This is a genomic window from Paraburkholderia sp. J7 (assembly GCF_905220155.1).
GTDB lineage: Bacteria > Pseudomonadota > Gammaproteobacteria > Burkholderiales > Burkholderiaceae > Paraburkholderia.
Genome location: NZ_CAJMYZ010000013.1, coordinates 1 through 13,836, shown reverse-complemented (window position 1 = coordinate 13,836; position 13,836 = coordinate 1). Strand labels below are relative to the sequence as shown.

Genomic DNA, 13,836 nt, shown 5'->3' with positions numbered 1-13,836 from the left:
GTGCGTTCCGCACGCGGCGCCTGGGGGCGGGGCAGCCCGCGCATGCGGGCCGCAGGTCACCTAATTCGGTCGGTGGCCGAGGTGGCGAAGCCGGTGGACGCGCCGCCGGCCACGCTGGCGCCCGCGGCGGCGAACCACGCGCGGGTGTTCGCCACGTCGCGGGCGATCGCGGCGGTGAGCGTTTCGAGGTCGGGAAACTTCTCCTCGTCGCGCAGCTTCTTGAGGAACTCGACGCGCACGAGCTTGCCGTAGGCGTCGCCGTGCCAGTCGAGCAGATGCACTTCGAGCAGCACACGGCCCGAGTCGTCCACGGTCGGGCGCAGGCCGAGGCTCGCGACGCCCGGCAGCGGGTGCTCGGCAATACCATGCACCATCACGACGAAAATGCCCTTGAGCGCCGGCCGCTTGTGGCCGATCAGCAGGTTCATCGTGGGGAAGCCGAGGTCGCGGCCGAGCTTCAGGCCATGCGTGACGTGCGCGCTGATGTGATAGCCGCGGCCAAGCGAGGCGCGCGCGGCGTCGAGGTCGCCCGCGTGCAGTTGCGCGCGCACGGCGGAGCTGGAAATGCGCACGCCCGACGGGTCGGCCACGGTCGCCATCTGTTCGACTTCGAAGCCGTACTGCGCGCCCGCGGCCTGCAGCGAGGCGAAGTCGCCCGCGCGCTTCGCGCCATAGCGGAAGTCGTCGCCGATCATCATCCAGCGCGCGTGCAGGCCGCCCACGATGATGCGCTCGACGAACGCCTCGGGCGACTGGCTGGCGAACGTGTGGTTGAAATGCTCGACCACGACGCGGTCCACGCCGTTTTCGCGCAGCGCCTCGAGCTTGTCGCGCAGCATGGCGATGCGCGGCGGGGCGCTGGCCGGGTTGAAGAACTCTCGCGGATGCGGCTCGAAGGTCATCACGCAGACGGGCAGGCCGCGCGCGTCGGCTGCCGCGCGCACGCGCGCGAGCAATGCCTGATGCCCGCGGTGGACACCGTCGAAATTGCCGATGGTCAGCGCGCAGGGCGCGCGGCTTTCGGCATTGGGAAGACCGCGGAAGACTCTCACGATAGCGGAACCTGGTGGAACCTCAAAAAGCGCGCTGGCGCAGCACGCGTGCTAAGGACCTTCTGACTTGGCCATTCGCGGCCCAAAGACCGCGACGAAACAGAAGATTATAAACGCACGAGGCGACGATCGCCGCCGCACGAGCGTCGAGCAGGCCCCCCGATGATAAAATCCGCGGATGAAAAATCTCGTCATCCTGATTTCGGGACGGGGCAGCAACATGGAAGCCATCGTGCGCGCTTGCGCGCAGGAGGCTTGGGGCGCGCGCATCGCCGCCGTGATTGCCAACCGTCCTGACGCCGCGGGCCTCGCGTTCGCGGCTTCGAACGGCATTGCCACGGCGGTCGTCGATCACCGCCAGTTTCCCGATCGCGCCAGCTTCGATACGGCGCTCGCTCAAGTTATCGACGGCTATGCGCCGGACCTCGTCGTGCTGGCGGGTTTCATGCGTGTGCTGACCGAATCGTTTGTCGGCCATTATGCGGGTCGGATGCTTAATATCCATCCCTCGCTGCTGCCGATGTTTCCGGGCCTGAAGACGCACCAGCAGGCGCTCGACGCGGGCTGCCGCGTGCACGGCGCGACGGTGCATTTCGTCACGCCTACGCTGGATCATGGTCCGATCGTCGCGCAGTCGGTGGTGCCGGTGCGCGCGGGCGACGACGCCGCGGCGCTCTCCGCGCGCGTGCTCAAGACCGAACATGTAATGTATCCGCGCGCAGTGCGCTGGTTCGTCGAAGGGCGCCTCGCGCTCGACGGCGAACGCGTGACGCTCACGCCGGCCGAGCCACAGTGGCTCTTCTTTGACGACTCGCAAGCCGCCGGGGAGGGCGCATGAGACTGCATGGTTTTCTGATTGGACAGACTGAAACGTTGCTCGCCGACGTCCTCAAATTCACGGGCCCGGCCGACGCGGTGACGAGCCGTTTCTTCCGCGAGCATCCGAAGCTCGGCCACGCCGAGCGCGGCGTGATCGCCGAAGCCGTGTTCGCCGTGCTGCGCCGGCGCATGGAGTTCGCCCATCTGGCCGAAAGCGGCTCGGGCAGCCCGACGCGCCGCCTCACGCTGCTCGGCCTCATGGCGACGGCGGGCCGCTCGGCGATCCGTCCGTTCGTTTCCGACGCCGAGGCCAGCTGGCTCGAACATGTTTCGAAGATCGACCCGGCGAGCCTGCCGCAGCGCGTGCAGCTGAATCTGCCGGAGTGGATCATGAAGGCGCTGGAAACGCGCTTCGAGCCGGCCGAACTCGCGCAACTGGCCGCCGCGCTGAATTACCCGGCGCCGCTCGATCTGCGCGCCAATCCCATTAAGGCGAACCGCGAGGAACTGATCCGTGCGCTGTCCGCTTCGGGCATCGAAGGCGGCGAAACGCCGTTCGCGCCGTTCGGCGTACGTGTGACGGGCAAGCCCGCGCTCTCGAAACTCGACGCGTTCAAGGACGGCTGGTTCGAGGTGCAGGACGAAGGCAGCCAGCTGCTGTGCACGCTCCTCGCGCCGCGCCGCGGCGAGATGGTCGTGGACTTCTGCGCGGGCGCGGGCGGCAAGACGCTGGCGCTCGGCGCGATGATGCGCTCGACGGGCCGGCTCTACGCCTTCGACGTGTCCGACCGGCGCCTTGCCAAGCTCAAGCCGCGTCTCGCGCGCAGCGGCCTGTCGAATGTCAATCCGGTGCTGATCGACAGCGAGCACGACGCCAAGATCAAGCGACTGATCGGCAAGATCGACCGCGTGCTCGTGGACGCGCCGTGCTCGGGCCTCGGCACGCTGCGCCGCAACCCCGACCTCAAGTGGCGCCAGTCGCCCGAGTCGATTGCCGAGCTTGCGCCCAAGCAACTGTCGATTCTCACGAGTGCGGCGCGCCTGCTCAAGCGCGGCGGTCGTCTCGTCTACGCGACCTGCAGCATTCTCGACGCCGAGAACGAAGCGGTCGTGAAGCAGTTCCTCGAGGCGCACCCCGACTACGTGCTGGTGAGCGCGCGCGACGTGCTGGCCGAGCAGCGTGTGGGCCTCGACACGGGCGACTACCTCTCGCTGTGGCCGCACCGCCACGCCACCGACGGCTTCTTTGCCGCCGTGCTGGAACGGCGCGGCGATGCGAAGCCGAAGACGAAGGCGGCCGGCGCGCAGACCACGCCTGAAGAAGCCGCGGCGGTGCAGGAAACGTCCGACGCGATCGCGAAGGCGCAGGAAAGCGAAGCCGCCGAGCCGGACGCCGCGCTGGAGTAAGCGCACGGCAGGCAGCCACGATGCGGGACCGTCCGGCCTACACAGGCCGGGCGGTTCGCGATAGCGGGTACGCGAGGTCGTGCCGCGTCACGGCTGAACCCTCGTTGCGTATTGGCGACACCGTCAGGCCAGGCGGTATTCAGGTTGGGAGTGGATGTGGCATCGAGACCTGATTCCCGACGACCATCGCATCCCATTGAATTTTCGCGCGACGCCACACAACTTGAGCCAGAATTCTGGTTAGAAGGCGCGGAACATGGGATCGCGATACCGCTGCTCAACGCGAGGTGCGGATTGCAGTGAAAGATTAGATGGGGACAGATACTTCGGAAAGGGCCGGTTGGGGTGCGGCAAAGCGCCTCAAAACGTCCTTCAGACGTTGACGCCGTAACCATTAAAGAAAAAAATCTTCCTTTGTTACAAACACTTGGAACGGTTCTAGTAGAATGCCGTCCAACCGCATCTAGTCGCTTTCACTTTCTTGACACCGGCGCCTGGCTGAAAGGCCGACGCGCTTCGTTTCACAGGTAAATGCCTTGTTGAACTCCCTGCTTGATTTCCTCGCCCACGGCGTGCTCCATTTCTCGTGGTGGCAGATCGTGCTGTTCGCGGCGGTGGTCACCCACATCACGATTATCGGCGTAACGGTGTACCTGCACCGCTGCCAGGCGCACCGCGCGCTGGACCTGCACCCCATCGCGAGCCACTTCTTCCGTTTCTGGCTGTGGATGACCACGGGCATGCTCACGGGCCAGTGGGCGGCGATCCACCGCAAGCACCACGCCAAGTGCGAAACGGAAGAAGATCCGCACAGCCCGCAAACGCGCGGCATCTGGAAGGTGCTGCTCGAAGGCGCCGAACTCTATCGTGCCGAAGCGAAGAACGAAGAAACGCTGCGCCGCTTCAGCCACGGCACGCCCAACGACTGGATGGAGCGCAACGTCTACACGCGCTACCCCATTCTCGGCGTGAGCATCATGATGGTGATCGACGTCGCGCTGTTCGGCGCTGTTGGCCTCACCGTGTGGGCCGTGCAAATGGCGTGGATCCCGTTCTGGGCCGCCGGCGTCGTGAATGGCCTTGGTCACTTCTGGGGTTACCGCAACTTCAATTCGTCCGACGCAAGCACGAACCTTCTTCCGTTCGGCATCATCATCGGCGGCGAGGAACTGCACAACAACCACCACACGTTCGCGACTTCCGCGAAGCTCTCGAACAAGTGGTACGAGTTCGACATCGGCTGGATGTACATCCGCATGATGCAGGCGGTGGGTCTTGCCAAGGTGAAGAAGGTCGCGCCCACGCCGCGCCTGACCAAGGTCAAGCTGGTGCCGGATCACGAAACGCTGCAGGCCGTGCTGTCCAACCGCTACGAAGTGATGGCGCGTTACGGCAAGGCCGTGAAGCAGGCGTACCGCCAGGAACTCGCGCACCTCAAGGAAGTGGGCGAGCGCGAGAAGTACAAGGTCATGCGTGGTGCACGCAAGTGGTTCGACAAGGAAGAAGCCAGCCTGAACGAGCCGCAGAAGCGCCAGCTTCCGCAAATTTTCGCGAACAGCCAGAAGCTGCGCACGTACATCGAACTGCGCAACGAACTGGCCGCAATCTGGGAACGTTCGAGCGCCTCGCGCGAACAACTGCTCACGCAGCTCCAGGATTGGTGCCATCGCGCTGAACAAAGCGGTATCAAGGCGCTGCAGGAATTTGCGTCGCGTCTGCGCCGTTACGCCTGATTGGCCTCATCGTCCGGAGGGGATTTTGGCCGCTCAGTAGGGCGTAAGAAAATCCTTTAGAATGACGAGACGTCACAAAACCCCGCGCTGGCGGGGTTTTTCTTTTTGGGCCGCAAAAAAGCCGGAGTCCCCACAATGGCTTCAATGGCGCGGCGATCGGTAGGGGCAGGAGATCATGAGTCAGGCAATCAGGAAGGTCGAATACGACCGGCCGCAGGGTGCCGTCTGCAGCGTTGGACAGGCTTGGGCGCGCGTGCCCGATGCACCGTCCACGGCAGAGCGCGTTGCATTGAAGGAGCGGATTCGCGCGTTGCTCAAGCGCGAGAAGGCGGTGCTCGTCGCGCACTATTATGTGGACCCCGAATTGCAGGAGCTCGCCGACGAAACAGGCGGCTGCGTGGCCGATTCGCTCGAGATGGCGCGCTTTGGCCGCGACCACGAGGCACAGACGCTCGTCGTGGCGGGCGTGCGCTTCATGGGTGAGACGGCGAAGATTCTGAGTCCGAACAAGCGCATTCTCATGCCCGATCTCGATGCGACCTGTTCGCTCGACCTCGGCTGCCCGATCGACGAATTCTCCGCGTTTTGCGATGAGCATCCGGACCGTACCGTCGTCGTTTATGCGAACACGAGTGCGGCTGTGAAGGCGCGTGCGGACTGGATGGTCACGTCGTCCATCGGCCTCGAGATCGTCGCCGACCTGCACGCCAAGGGCGAAAAAATTCTGTGGGCGCCGGACCGGCACCTGGGCAGCTACATCCAGAAGAAGACCGGCGCGGACATGTTGTTGTGGCAGGGCTCGTGCCTCGTGCACGACGAGTTCAAGGGCATCGAGCTCGATCTGCTGCGTGCGGAATACCCGGACGCGAAGATTCTCGTCCACCCCGAATCGCCGGAAGGCGTCGTCGCGCTTGCGGATGTGGTCGGGTCGACCACGCAGCTGATCGACGCCGCCGTGAAGCTCGACGCGCAACGCTTCATCGTCGCGACCGATTTAGGGATCCTGCACAAGATGCGCCTCGCGGCGCCGGGCAAGACCTTCATCGAAGCGCCCACGGCCGGCAACAGCGCCACCTGCAAGAGCTGCGCGCATTGCCCGTGGATGGCCATGAACGGCCTGGCGAATCTCGCCGACGTGCTCGAGCGCGGCCACAACGAGATTCACGTCGATACCGCGATCGGTGAGCGCGCGCGTCTGCCGATCGACCGCATGCTGGCGTTCGCGGCGGAACACAAGCGCCGCGTGCAGGCGAGCGGCGACCTTGCGCGCGACACCGCGTTGTTCTCGCAAGTGGGGGCGGCGTAAATGGGTGCACTCGAATTGCTCGCAGTCGATGCCGTTTCGCCCGTGCTCGATGAAGTGCGCGCGCAGTACGGCGCAGCGTTCGACGCTGCGATCGTGCGCAATGTGGCCGACGCGCTAGAGGAAGACGTAGGCCCTGGCGACCAGACCGGCCGTCTCGTGCCCGCCGACGAAATGCGCGACGCACGCATCATCGTGCGCGAAGAAGCCGTGCTGTGCGGCGTGCTCTGGTTCGACGGCGTGGTGAAGCGCGTCGATTCGCGCATCGAGGTGCGCTGGCACTATCGCGAAGGCGACCGCATGGTCGCGGATACGACCGTTTGCTCGCTGCGCGGTCCGGCGCGTTCGCTGCTCACGGCCGAGCGCAACGCGATGAACTTCCTGCAACTGCTTTCGGGCGTGGCGAGCGTGACGCGCCGCTACGTCGACATGATCGCGCACACGAGCACGCGTATTCTGGACACGCGCAAGACGCTGCCCGGCCTGCGCCTCGCGCAGAAGTACGCGGTGCGCGTGGGCGGCGGCGCAAACCAGCGCCTCGCGCTTTACGACGGCATCCTGATCAAGGAAAACCACATCGCAGCGGCGGGCGGCGTGGACGCGGCGATGGACGCTGCGCTCGCGCTCGATGCGGGCGTGCCGATCCAGATCGAAGTCGAGACGCTCGAACAGCTCGAAACGGCGCTCGCGCACGGCGCCAAATCGGTCCTGCTCGACAACTTCTCGTTCGACATGATGCGCGACGCGGTGAAGCTCACGGCGGGGCGCGCGGTGCTCGAAGTCTCGGGCGGCGTGAACTTCGACACGGTGCGCACGATCGCGGAAACGGGCGTGGACCGGGTGTCGATCGGCGCTTTGACGAAAGATGTGCGCGCGACGGACTTCTCGATGCGCATCGTCTGAGTCTGCAAGCTCGCTGAGCTGAACTGAAACGAAAAGGCCGCCTCGAAATGAGGCGGCCTTTGTTTTTGCGGCGCGCTTGCTACGTAGGTCTTAAGAAACCGTGCGATTGCGCACGCGCTCCGGTGCGAGCACGGTCGGCAGCGCCTTGGGCAGCGAGTTCTGCCAGTCGCGGCTGTAGTGCAGGCCGCGGCTCTCGCGGCGCGAGCGCGCACTTTCCACGATCAGCGAAGCGACTTCGACGAGGTTGCGCAATTCGAGCAGGTCGCGCGTGACGCGGAAATTCGCGTAGTACTCGAGAATTTCATCGCGCAGCAAGGCGATGCGATGCTGCGCGCGCTCGAGGCGCTTGTCGGTGCGCACGATGCCGACGTAATTCCACATCAGCCGGCGCAGCTCGTCCCAGTTGTGGGCAACGACGACTTCTTCGTCGGAATCGGAAACGCGGCTTTCGTCCCAGTCGGGCAGCGGTGCGTGCGCGCCAGCGCTGAAGCCTTCTTCCTCAATCGCCTCGGCCGCCGAGCGGCCGATCACGAGGCACTCCAGCAGCGAATTGCTCGCGAGCCGGTTCGCGCCGTGCAGGCCGGTGTACGAGGTCTCGCCCACGGCGTACAGGCCCGCGAGATCAGTGCGCCCGGCCAGATCGGTGACGACGCCGCCACAGGTGTAGTGCGCGGCGGGCACGACCGGAATCGGCTCCTTCGTGATGTCGATGCCGAACTCGCGGCAACGCGCGAGGATGGTCGGGAAGTGCTCCTCAAGAAACGCCGGCGGCTGATGGCTGATGTCGAGATGCACGCAGTCGATGCCGTGCTTCTTGATCTCGAAGTCGATCGCGCGGGCAACGATGTCGCGCGGCGCCAGTTCGGCGCGTTCGTCGTGCTCGGGCATGAAACGCGTGCCGTCGGGCAGGCGCAGCACGCCGCCTTCGCCGCGCACGGCTTCCGAAATCAGGAACGACTTGGCATGCGGATGGAAGAGGCAAGTGGGGTGGAACTGGATGAACTCCATGTTCGCCACGCGGCAGCCCGCGCGCCATGCCATGGCGATGCCGTCGCCGGTGGCCGTGTCGGGGTTCGTCGTGTAGAGGTAGACCTTGCCTGCGCCGCCCGTGGCGAGCACCGTGTGCGGCGCCTGAATCGTCACCGTGCGGTCGTTCTTCAGATCGAGCGCATACAGGCCGTGGCAGCGACGGCCCGGCAGGCCCAGACGGTCGGACGTGATGACGTCGATTGCCTGATGGTCTTCGAGGATCGTGATGTTCGGGTGCGAGCGGGCGCGCTCGAGCAGCGTTTGCACGACCGCGTGGCCGGTGGCGTCGGCAGCATGGATGATGCGGCGATGGCTGTGGCCACCTTCGCGCGTGAGGTGAAAGCCGAGTTCGGCGGCGGCGTCCTTCGTGAACGGCACGTCCTGGGCGATCAGCCATTCGATCGCCTCGCGGCCATGCTCGACGATGTAGCGCGTGGCCGCCTCGTCGCACAGGCCGCCGCCGGCGACGAGCGTATCGTCCACGTGGTTCTCCACGCTGTCGGCCGAGTCGAGCACGGCGGCAATGCCGCCTTGCGCGCGGTCGCTCGCGCCTTCGGTCATCGCGCGCTTGGCGATGATGACCACACGACGCGAGTCGGCGAGATTCAGCGCGACGCTCAGTCCTGCGAGGCCGCTGCCGACGATCGCTACATCGAAATTCATGATCCTGCTTCTCCGTCTCTCTTGTTCTACGCATTCCGGCCGCCGCATTTGCCGCGGTCCTGCGCCGTCGCGGGCGTATGACACGCGTGTGGCAGCCGGTATAAAGCGGGAAGCATACTCCGAGAGACGAGCGAAGGGGTAGCGGCAGTTTGGGCGCTGCAGTTAAAACACCTTTGCACGGCGCGAACCTAGGCGCGGTGGTGTCCAGGACCGGCGCGCAAAAAGAAAAACCCCGCTAAAAAGCGGGGTTTTTCTGTCTTCGTCAGGCTCGAAACCGATCAATTACTTGATCTTGGTTTCCTTGTACTCGACGTGCTTGCGAACAACCGGGTCGAACTTCTTGATCGACATTTTTTCCGGCATGTTGCGCTTGTTCTTCGTGGTCGTGTAGAAGTGACCCGTGCCTGCGGTCGACTCGAGCTTGATCTTGTCGCGAATACCCTTGGCCATGATTTACTCCTTACAGTTCGCCGCGTGCGCGCAGGTCTGCGAGCACGGAATCGATGCCGTTCTTGTCGATCAGGCGCAGGCCTGCGTTCGAGATGCGCAGACGCACCCAACGGTTCTCGCTTTCAACCCAGAAACGGCGGTTTTGCAGATTCGGGAGGAAACGGCGCTTGGTTTTGTTGTTAGCGTGGGAAACGTTGTTGCCGCTCATCGGCGCTTTCCCAGTGACTTGGCATACACGTGCCATGAGACACTCCTACGGAAATTCTGAGTTCGAGAGCCGCTTAAGTTTCCCAGGCGAGAAATGGCCGGAATAAGAGCGCGCTCACGTATGGATGAGAGACAACCTCGAACCCAGGCCGTATTTCCCCTGGAAGACCTCGATGGGCTTCAGAACAGGGTTGGAAATAGGCAAACCGTGAGTCTAGCAGAAAAATGCCAGGAAAATCAAACACGATTTGCGGATATCGTTGTGCGCTGCCGCGGTTGCTCGCAGTTTCCTGCAGCTGTCCGCGGTCGCCGCGGGTGCCGCGGGTGCCATCACGCGTGCGCGGCCGCCTCAGCTCCAGCCCTGGCGCGCGAAGGAAAACGTCTCGCGCGTGCCAATGACCAGGTGATCGATGAGTTGAACCTCCACGAGCGCCAGCGTTTCGCGCAACACCCGCGTGAGGCGCCGGTCGCTCGCGCTCGGCTGCACCGCACCAGAAGGGTGATTATGGGCGACGATGAGGCTCGCGGCATTAAGGGTTAGCGCACGCCGCACGATTTCACGAGGATACACCGCCATGCGCGTGAGCGAGCCGCGCGAGCTTTCCTCCGAGCGGATCAGCCGATGGCGCGCGTCCAGAAAGAGGCAAACGAACACCTCGTGCGGCCGCCCGCCGATCAGCAGGCGCAAATAGTCCTCGACCGCGCCCGGTGAGTCGACGAGCGGTTTGTCGTCGAGTGCTTCGGCGAGCGCCCGCCGCGCGAGTTCGGTCACCGCTTGCAGCATCGAGGCTTTCGCGGGCCCGATGCCGCGCAGGGCCTCGAATTCTTCGCGTTGCGCGTCGAGCATGGCGCGCAGCGATCCGAATTGGGCCAGCAGCGTGCGGGCCACTTCGAAGACATCGTGGCCCGGCAAGCCGGAGCCGAGCAGGATCGCGAGCAACTCCACATCTGATAGCGCGGCCGGCCCCGCCGTGCGCAGCCGCTCGCGTGGCATGTCGCGGCGCCGTGCCGCAGCCCCGCTATTGCGAACCGGCACCGCCGGAGTAGCCGGCGCGGGAAGGGCGGTGTCGGCGGGGCCGCGCTCCGCGCAAGCCAGTCCGTGCGGGCGGCCGGCAAAGGCGCTGGCAATCGTGCTGGGCGCCGTGTCTGGCAGGCAGGCAAGTCCGGTCATGGCAATCTCCACAGACAAATAAGGAGCGCGCGGCGTACGCGAGCGCGGGTGGTGGCAGTGCACAATCGTGCCGCGACCGTCCCGGCCAAGTGGCTTACAATAGATGCTTTCCGGCCGCCCAAGGCAGGCCGGACCGGCGCCTTGCGGCGCGCACGCGCGAAGCGCGCGTTCCGACGAAAAGAGTTACGCATGAGCATCATCGACATCTCCGAAGTGAAACCCGGTTCCCACGTGACGCTGCATTACCGGCTTTCGCTCGCCGATGGCACCGAAATCGTCAATACCTTTGTCGACCGTCCCGCCACTCTGCTGATGGGCGCCGGCCAGCTCGCGCCGCCGCTGGAAGATATTTTGCAGGGCCTGAAGGTGGGGCACCACTCGACCTTTCAGCTAGAACCGGGCGTCGCTTTCGGCCAGCGCAACCCCGACCTGATCCAGCGCGTCTCGCTCAAGACCCTGCGGGAGAACGGCATGATCGGCGAGGAGTTCAGCCCGGGCGACCTGATCGAGTTCAATGCGCCCAACGGCGGCCGCTACGCGGGGGTGCTCAAGGAAGTGAACGAGACCTCCGCGCTGTTCGATTTCAACCATCCGCTCGCTGGCCAGGCGGTTGCGTTCGAAGTGCAAATCATCGGAATCCTTTAAAGCCCATGACCAACACGGACACGTCCCTCGTCGCAGACCTGACGGAAGCGGAAATCCTGCTCGCCCAGCCGCGCGGCTTCTGCGCCGGCGTCGATCGGGCCATCGAGATCGTCGAACGCGCGATCCAGCTTCACGGCGCACCGATCTACGTGCGTCACGAAATCGTCCACAACGCGTATGTCGTCGAAGACCTGCGCAAGAAGGGCGCGATCTTCATCGAGCAGCTCGATGAGGTCCCGTCCGGCAACACGGTGATCTTCAGTGCGCACGGCGTCTCCAAGTCTGTGCGCGCCGATGCCGAGGCGCGCGGACTGCGCGTGTACGACGCGACCTGCCCGCTCGTCACGAAGGTGCACGTGGAAGTCGCGAAGATGCGCGACGAAGGGCTCGACATCGTCATGATCGGGCACAAGGGCCATCCGGAAGTGGAAGGCACGATGGGGCAGGTGGCCGAGGGCATGTACCTCGTCGAAGACATTGCCGACGTCGAGGCGCTCAAGCTGCGCGATCCGCAGCGCGTGGCGTTCGTCACCCAAACCACGCTGTCGGTGGACGACGCCGCGGAAATCATCGCCGCGCTCAAGACGCGCTTTCCGGCGATTCGCGAGCCGAAGAAGCAGGACATCTGCTACGCCACGCAGAATCGCCAGGACGCCGTCAAGTTCATGGCGCCGCAGTGTGATGTCGTGATCGTGGTGGGCAGCCCGAACAGCTCCAATTCGAACCGGCTGCGCGAAGTGGCCGAGAAGCGCGGCATTCCCGCCTATATGGTGGATGCCCCCGAGCAGATCGACCCCCAGTGGCTCGTCGGCAAACGCCGGATCGGTCTGACAGCAGGAGCGTCGGCGCCCGAGGCGCTTGCACAGGAAATCATTCGCCGTCTGCACGAACTTGGTGCGCGCAACGTGCGTGCACTCGAAGGCATCGAGGAGAACATTGCGTTCCCCTTGCCGCGCGGACTCGGCCAGCCGGCCTGAAGCTTCCTGCTCCCTGCAAAAACGCGCCCATCCGGCGCGTTTTTTTATGCCTGCGACTCGTGTGGAGTGCCATTAATAAGGGTCATATAGTCAGAAAAGAGAGGTTAACCTCACATTGGCCGGGGGTTCTTATTAGTGTTTTCGCTAGAGTGGGGCATCGAATCGTGTGGTGTGACCCCAAATTTATGAGGTAATTGATACGCTTTCGACACGAATGCACCGCGTCGGGGCAGCATTTTTATGCTCTCTCTTAAATACCGTTCATTTGAACCAATGCCCGCCTGACAAGGCATTGCGGCCATTATCCGCAACACATGATGCGAAACCCGCGGATTTTTGGTGCAACTGGTGCACGAAAATGCGGCGCAACCTGCGGTGCAACCCGACACAGGCTGTTATCTAAAAATATGGTTGCAATGCAGGAAAACCCTGCCGGTTCAACAATATTGCCCGTCGCATAATTGGCGTTACAATGCGCGCGTTCTGAAGGCTGGACATCGTTGAGAAGGCCATCAGGCAAGCATTTCGGAAGGCGCAGGAGACCTGATTAATGCAATTCAAGTCTGCTTTTTCCGCGTCATCGATTAATGCGGTTGCGCTACGCAACACGTGGCACAGCCGCAATGTCGAGACGGGTATGAGCGCAACATCGATCATTCCTGGCATGCAGATTGCTTTTGCATGCTCCGGCGTTGTCATGCCGGTTCGCCGCCTGGGTGCGATGGATCTCGCAGGTGAGATCCTGAAGCGCGTGGGCGGCCGGGGAGAGGGAGTCATGACGTTTGACGCATTCGCGTTTGCGGGCCGCGAGGCTCGCCGTGAATACGCCAACGTGAATATGACGCGTAGTTGATTGAACCCGACGGCACCGAACCATCCGACGGTGCCGTTTTTGCATCCGCTTTTGGCGAGCCTGCCGCTGCAACACAGCGGCAACGCGAACCAGGGCGGCCAACCGTTACCGGTTTTTACTTCAATACCCGAAAGTGTCGTTGTGGTTCCGTAAAACATCGCCCACCGGCCGATGACGAGCGCGAATCCGGTTGCACGGGCTAAGGAGCATTAAATGGATATTTTCATCCAGCAGATCCTGAATGGGCTGGTGCTTGGCAGCATTTACGCCATCATCGCTCTGGGCTACACCATGGTGTACGGGATTCTGGGCATCATTAACTTCGCGCACGGCGACGTGCTCATGGTGGGCGCCATGGTCGCGCTCTCCGCGATCAATGTGCTCCACAATCACTTCCCGGGCCTCGGGAACATCCCCACGCTGTGCATCGCCCTGGCCGTCGCCGCGGTCGTGTGTGCGGGCGTCGGCTACACGATCGAAAAGGTCGCGTACCGGCCGCTGCGCCGGGCGCCGCGCCTCGCACCGCTGATCACCGCGATCGGGGTGTCGATCCTGCTGCAGACGCTCGCCATGATCATCTGGGGCCGTAACCCGCTCGCGTTCCCCCAGCTCATCTCGACCGAC

The 13,836-nt window shown here is 64.0% G+C and carries 15 protein-coding genes; 10 read left to right on the top strand and 5 right to left on the bottom strand.

Features of this window, described 5'->3' with window-relative positions:
- Positions 1-56 precede the first annotated feature (56 nt).
- Positions 57-1,052 (bottom strand): bifunctional riboflavin kinase/FAD synthetase, encoded by a 996-nt coding sequence (locus U5A58_RS21305; RefSeq protein WP_321962925.1) that lies wholly within the window; start codon positions 1,050-1,052, stop codon positions 57-59.
- 178 nt (positions 1,053-1,230) lie between these two features.
- Here U5A58_RS21305 and purN point away from each other — a divergent pair, with 178 nt between their 5' ends.
- The 5 genes from purN (at position 1,231) to nadC (ending at position 7,217) form a co-directional block, all read left to right on the top strand.
- Positions 1,231-1,890, top strand: a complete 660-nt coding sequence (purN, locus tag U5A58_RS21300) for a phosphoribosylglycinamide formyltransferase (protein ID WP_321935100.1) — start codon at positions 1,231-1,233, stop codon at positions 1,888-1,890.
- On the top strand, positions 1,887-3,278 hold the full coding sequence (locus U5A58_RS21295) for an RsmB/NOP family class I SAM-dependent RNA methyltransferase (RefSeq protein WP_321913963.1): 1,392 nt from the start codon (positions 1,887-1,889) through the stop codon (positions 3,276-3,278). The genes purN and U5A58_RS21295 overlap by 4 nt, the downstream gene beginning before the upstream one ends.
- Positions 3,279-3,814: 536 nt before the next feature.
- Positions 3,815-5,011, top strand: a complete 1,197-nt coding sequence (locus U5A58_RS21290; RefSeq protein ID WP_321962924.1) for an acyl-CoA desaturase — start codon at positions 3,815-3,817, stop codon at positions 5,009-5,011.
- 175 nt (positions 5,012-5,186) lie between these two features.
- Positions 5,187-6,317 (top strand): quinolinate synthase NadA, encoded by a 1,131-nt coding sequence (nadA, locus tag U5A58_RS21285; protein WP_321913961.1) that lies wholly within the window; start codon positions 5,187-5,189, stop codon positions 6,315-6,317.
- Positions 6,318-7,217: a carboxylating nicotinate-nucleotide diphosphorylase gene (gene nadC / locus U5A58_RS21280; RefSeq protein ID WP_321962923.1), complete on the top strand. Its 900-nt coding sequence runs from the start codon at positions 6,318-6,320 to the stop codon at positions 7,215-7,217.
- A 90-nt stretch (positions 7,218-7,307) separates the two neighbouring features.
- Here nadC and nadB read toward each other — a convergent pair whose 3' ends face one another.
- The 3 genes from nadB to rpmB all read right to left on the bottom strand — a co-directional run bounded on the left by nadB (position 7,308) and on the right by rpmB (position 9,603).
- Complete coding sequence (nadB, locus tag U5A58_RS21275; protein ID WP_321913959.1) at positions 7,308-8,909, bottom strand: L-aspartate oxidase; 1,602 nt, start codon at positions 8,907-8,909, stop codon at positions 7,308-7,310.
- 282 nt (positions 8,910-9,191) lie between these two features.
- Complete coding sequence (gene rpmG / locus U5A58_RS21270; protein ID WP_027817504.1) at positions 9,192-9,359, bottom strand: 50S ribosomal protein L33; 168 nt, start codon at positions 9,357-9,359, stop codon at positions 9,192-9,194.
- Between the two features lie 10 nt (positions 9,360-9,369).
- Positions 9,370-9,603 carry a 50S ribosomal protein L28 gene (gene rpmB, locus U5A58_RS21265; RefSeq protein ID WP_027794135.1) on the bottom strand — a complete coding sequence of 78 codons (234 nt, stop codon included), beginning with the start codon at positions 9,601-9,603 and terminating at the stop codon, positions 9,370-9,372.
- 211 nt (positions 9,604-9,814) lie between these two features.
- Here rpmB and U5A58_RS40870 point away from each other — a divergent pair, with 211 nt between their 5' ends.
- Complete coding sequence (locus U5A58_RS40870) at positions 9,815-9,973, top strand: twin-arginine translocation signal domain-containing protein (RefSeq protein WP_415774270.1); 159 nt, start codon at positions 9,815-9,817, stop codon at positions 9,971-9,973.
- Here U5A58_RS40870 and radC read toward each other — a convergent pair.
- Complete coding sequence (gene radC / locus U5A58_RS21260) at positions 9,916-10,737, bottom strand: RadC family protein (protein ID WP_321962922.1); 822 nt, start codon at positions 10,735-10,737, stop codon at positions 9,916-9,918. The two genes, U5A58_RS40870 and radC, sit on opposite strands and share 58 nt — an antisense overlap.
- Positions 10,738-10,926: 189 nt before the next feature.
- On the opposite strand from radC, the gene U5A58_RS21255 reads away from it, so the two are divergent.
- The 4 genes from U5A58_RS21255 to U5A58_RS21240 form a co-directional block, all read left to right on the top strand.
- Entirely contained in the window at positions 10,927-11,382 is a 456-nt protein-coding gene (locus U5A58_RS21255) for an FKBP-type peptidyl-prolyl cis-trans isomerase (RefSeq protein ID WP_201695416.1), read from the top strand.
- Positions 11,383-11,387: 5 nt separating this feature from the next.
- Complete coding sequence (ispH, locus tag U5A58_RS21250) at positions 11,388-12,359, top strand: 4-hydroxy-3-methylbut-2-enyl diphosphate reductase (protein ID WP_321935104.1); 972 nt, start codon at positions 11,388-11,390, stop codon at positions 12,357-12,359.
- Positions 12,360-12,909: 550 nt separating this feature from the next.
- On the top strand, positions 12,910-13,212 hold the full coding sequence (locus U5A58_RS21245) for a hypothetical protein (RefSeq protein WP_321913956.1): 303 nt from the start codon (positions 12,910-12,912) through the stop codon (positions 13,210-13,212).
- Positions 13,213-13,425: 213 nt separating this feature from the next.
- Positions 13,426-13,836, top strand: a 411-nt coding sequence (locus tag U5A58_RS21240) for a branched-chain amino acid ABC transporter permease (protein WP_321962921.1), incomplete at its 3' end; no start/stop codon positions are given.

Excerpts from the sequence above, each read along its gene's own strand:
- purN (WP_321935100.1), top strand. The coding sequence starts at position 1,231 with ATGAAAAATCTCGTCATCCTGATTTCGGGACGGGGCAGCAACATGGAA.
- U5A58_RS21295 (WP_321913963.1), top strand. The coding sequence starts at position 1,887 with ATGAGACTGCATGGTTTTCTGATTGGACAGACTGAAACGTTGCTCGCC.
- nadA (WP_321913961.1), top strand. The coding sequence starts at position 5,187 with ATGAGTCAGGCAATCAGGAAGGTCGAATACGACCGGCCGCAGGGTGCC.
- nadC (WP_321962923.1), top strand. The coding sequence starts at position 6,318 with ATGGGTGCACTCGAATTGCTCGCAGTCGATGCCGTTTCGCCCGTGCTC.
- nadB (WP_321913959.1), bottom strand. The coding sequence starts at position 8,909 with ATGAATTTCGATGTAGCGATCGTCGGCAGCGGCCTCGCAGGACTGAGC.
- rpmG (WP_027817504.1), bottom strand. The coding sequence starts at position 9,359 with ATGGCCAAGGGTATTCGCGACAAGATCAAGCTCGAGTCGACCGCAGGC.
- rpmB (WP_027794135.1), bottom strand. The coding sequence starts at position 9,603 with ATGGCACGTGTATGCCAAGTCACTGGGAAAGCGCCGATGAGCGGCAAC.
- radC (WP_321962922.1), bottom strand. The coding sequence starts at position 10,737 with ATGACCGGACTTGCCTGCCTGCCAGACACGGCGCCCAGCACGATTGCC.
- U5A58_RS21255 (WP_201695416.1), top strand. The coding sequence starts at position 10,927 with ATGAGCATCATCGACATCTCCGAAGTGAAACCCGGTTCCCACGTGACG.
- ispH (WP_321935104.1), top strand. The coding sequence starts at position 11,388 with ATGACCAACACGGACACGTCCCTCGTCGCAGACCTGACGGAAGCGGAA.
- U5A58_RS21245 (WP_321913956.1), top strand. The coding sequence starts at position 12,910 with ATGCAATTCAAGTCTGCTTTTTCCGCGTCATCGATTAATGCGGTTGCG.